Source organism: Microvirga sp. P4_G7, assembly GCF_056401005.1.
In genome coordinates, this window is record NZ_JBFUKD010000484.1 from 1 (window position 1) to 2990 (window position 2990).

Sequence of the window (2990 nt, forward strand, 5' to 3'; positions counted from 1 at the left end):
GGCGTGGTCGGGTTCAACTCCCTCGAGATGTCCTCCGAGCAGTTGAGCCAGCGGATCATATCCGAGCAATCGGGGGTTCCGACGTGGAAGCTTCGGCGGGGCTTTGCCAGCGAAAGCGAGATGGAGCGTTTCGTGGCAGCCGAACGCGACCTCCGCTCCCTCCCGATCTCGATCGATCAGTCCGGCGAACTGACGATCTCTGCTCTCCAGCTTCGAGCCCGGTCGCTCAAGAGGCGTCGCGGTCTCGAACTGTTGGTAGTCGACTATCTGCAACTTCTCCATGGAAGCCGGAAGAGCGACAATCGCGTCCAGGAGGTGACGGAAATCACCACCGGTCTGAAAGCACTGGCGAAGGAGCTCAACGTCCCGATTATCGCCCTTTCGCAATTGTCGCGGCGTGTTGAAGAGCGGGACGACAAGCGCCCCATGCTCTCAGACCTGCGGGAATCCGGATCGATCGAGCAGGACGCCGATATCGTGATGTTCGTGTTCCGCGAGGAATACTACCTGAGGAAGCAGAAGATCCCGCCCGACGGCTCAGAGGCGAAGATGGCTTTCGATCGATCCCTCGCGCGGTGCAAGGGTGTTGCCCAGGTCATCGTCGGGAAGAACCGCCATGGACCGGAGACGACGATCGAACTCGGATTTGACGCAAACGTGACCCGGTTTGTGAACGAGCCGGAGGAGCGGGAGGATATCCCGGAACTCGATAATCGGCAGGCGAAGGCGAAGAAGGTCAGCTTGCCGAAGGAGGCGACAATCGCCCTCGGGATCCTGCGCAATCTCAACATCACCCACGCGGTCGAGAATGCAGATCTGGAGAACGTGCCGGCAAAGGTGCGGCCGGTCTCATACCTCCTCTGGCGCGAGAAATGTGCGGAGCAGTTACTCGACGTCGATCGGGACGAAGCGAAGGCGATGTCGCTGATGGAGAAGATCATTCCGCCGCTGAAAGAGGCCGGTTTCATCGGTCGCGGCGGGACGAAGGAAGCGCCGTACGCGTGGCTGACAGAAAAGGGGCAGGGCTGATGACGGACCTTTCAGAGACGCGGCTGCAGGCCCTGAGCGATCGTCTCGATATCTTCGTCGCTCGTGTCGATCGGTACGCATCTCTCTCCGAGCGGCGCCTCGCCGAGAGCAAGCGAGCGGCCGAAAGCGGGGACACCATGCGCAGCGAACAACGGGCCCGCGCCTCGTTCAAAGCTGCGGGGATGGCGGACCTATGGCGCGGCCGGGCCCAGGATCTAGAGCGCGAGATCGACGGCTTGCGAAAGCGGCAGGACGCATTCCTATCCGAACGCGAACGGCTCACCGAGGCCGCGACCCGGTTCGTCGATCGGCTGAAAGCGACGGCCGACCGAAAGCCGCCGAAGATTCAGGAGCCGCTGAGCGAGAAACAGCAGCGCAAGGAGAAGAAGCTGGAGCGCCTGACCCAACAGGGCGAGCGAGCCCGGACCAAGGACCACGCCTCTGCGAACATCGTCTATGATCCGCGGCTTGCATCGGGGCGCCGGGAATTCGAAATTCAGAACCTCGGTGGAAGCAAGCGGGCGCGGGCCAACCCATTCAAGAAGCTCTTCAGGAACCCGGCAGAGGCCACCACCGAGCGCGTGCTCACCTGTGAACGGTACGACGAGCTATGGCATGCGGCTCATATGGATCAGATGCCGGCGCCGCGCTTCGAGCCCGGCGTCGACACGAGCACGGTRCCGGGCGTCATGAACGGGAAYGCCTAYGCGCATCAGCAGCTGACRGCSCTTCRGCRYCGGATCGGAGACGAGGCGGCAGCGATGCTATACGCAAGGGTCGTGATGGGATTTGGATACCGGGCGATGGAAGCCGACGGCCACGGCGACGAGCGGCGTCTCAGCATTGCGTTTGTGAACGCTGTCGACGCCGCCGCGTGCTTCTTCGGACTGAAGCGAAATTCGATGCTCGTATCAATGATGAACGCGAGCCTCGGAAATCAGCCGAATGGTTGAGCCATCAGGGACGGCTCGAGGATGTAATCTGCCAGAGCCGTCGAGATAATATCTGCTGGCGTAAGATGAGTTTCGATGCAGAGATCGCGAAGAACGCGGTCCAAAGCCCCGTTGATCCTGATCTCATAGACGCCCGCGGATTTTTGCTTCGCCTGGAATCGCCTGGGCGCGGGCGGCGGGACTGGCACCGGTGGCGGAGCCGGCGCTTCAGCAAGAAGCGATACCGATCGCGCCATGTTCGAACGTCGCGCGAGATATCCCTTTGTTTCGAGTGCGGCGAGGATCCGAAGAACGCTCGATTTGCTGCGAATTCCCAAGCCTGCTGCCATCTCCTCATAGGAAGGAGACACGGTATTTCTCGAGACATAATTCTGAATGAACGCCAGCAACTGGTGCTGCCGATAGTTCAGACCGGCAACAGGCTGGTTCATGACAGGCGCTCCACTTTCGGCTGGGGCTCGATGCCGATGTAGCCGATCTCACCCATGTTGACGTACCGGGGTGTGTGGCCCTCCTGTTCAAGCGCCTTCCAAGCGATTTCGTCGACGTTGGTCACTCCCCGACGGATGAGATCCCGAATGATGAGCGCATAGATCCCTTCTTCGACGAAGGTCATGGGGCGATTGGCGTACCGGTAAGCCGTGCTGACGATGATCGCCGCGATATCGGCACGGGAAAAAGGGCTCGGATCAGCCTTTCGTGGCGCCAAATCTGATTCTTCTACGGGTAATGCAGACCGTCCCATCCGGGCCTCCTTCTTGAATGTTCTTATTACGTTCTCATTCCGAAAGAGAGTCAATAGGCGGTTAATGACCCCTGCGACAGGTTGAATCAGGTAGGGCGAATTCGCGAGTCAGTTGAATCAGATAGCGAAACGGCTCATTCCGCCAAAATGGGCAGTCACGTTMCAATTTGGCAAATCTGAGTTGACACTTTGCGCAATSRCTGACTCTCTCATACCTACCGCTCGAATTGCGCCTGGATGTCCCAAGACGTCGGCGCCGGGAG

General features: G+C 60.0%; 4 protein-coding genes. 2 read left to right on the forward strand and 2 right to left on the reverse strand.

The annotated features are described in order from the left end of the window. Together AC1DT3_RS16735 and AC1DT3_RS16740 are read left to right on the forward strand one after the other, a co-directional pair. A partial coding sequence (locus AC1DT3_RS16735) for a DnaB-like helicase C-terminal domain-containing protein (protein ID WP_477466368.1) occupies positions 1-1029 on the forward strand: 1029 nt, incomplete at its 5' end. Then, positions 1029-1982 (forward strand): hypothetical protein, encoded by a 954-nt coding sequence (locus AC1DT3_RS16740; RefSeq protein ID WP_477466369.1) that lies wholly within the window; start codon positions 1029-1031, stop codon positions 1980-1982. The genes AC1DT3_RS16735 and AC1DT3_RS16740, both read left to right, overlap by 1 nt. On the opposite strand, the gene AC1DT3_RS16745 is transcribed toward AC1DT3_RS16740, so the two are convergent. Beyond that, on the reverse strand, positions 1967-2413 hold the full coding sequence (locus AC1DT3_RS16745; protein ID WP_477466370.1) for a LexA family protein: 447 nt from the start codon (positions 2411-2413) through the stop codon (positions 1967-1969). The genes AC1DT3_RS16740 and AC1DT3_RS16745 overlap by 16 nt on opposite strands. After that, complete coding sequence (locus tag AC1DT3_RS16750; RefSeq protein WP_477466371.1) at positions 2410-2691, reverse strand: hypothetical protein; 282 nt, start codon at positions 2689-2691, stop codon at positions 2410-2412. Before AC1DT3_RS16750 ends, AC1DT3_RS16745 begins: the two co-directional genes overlap by 4 nt. Positions 2692-2990: the final 299 nt, after the last annotated feature.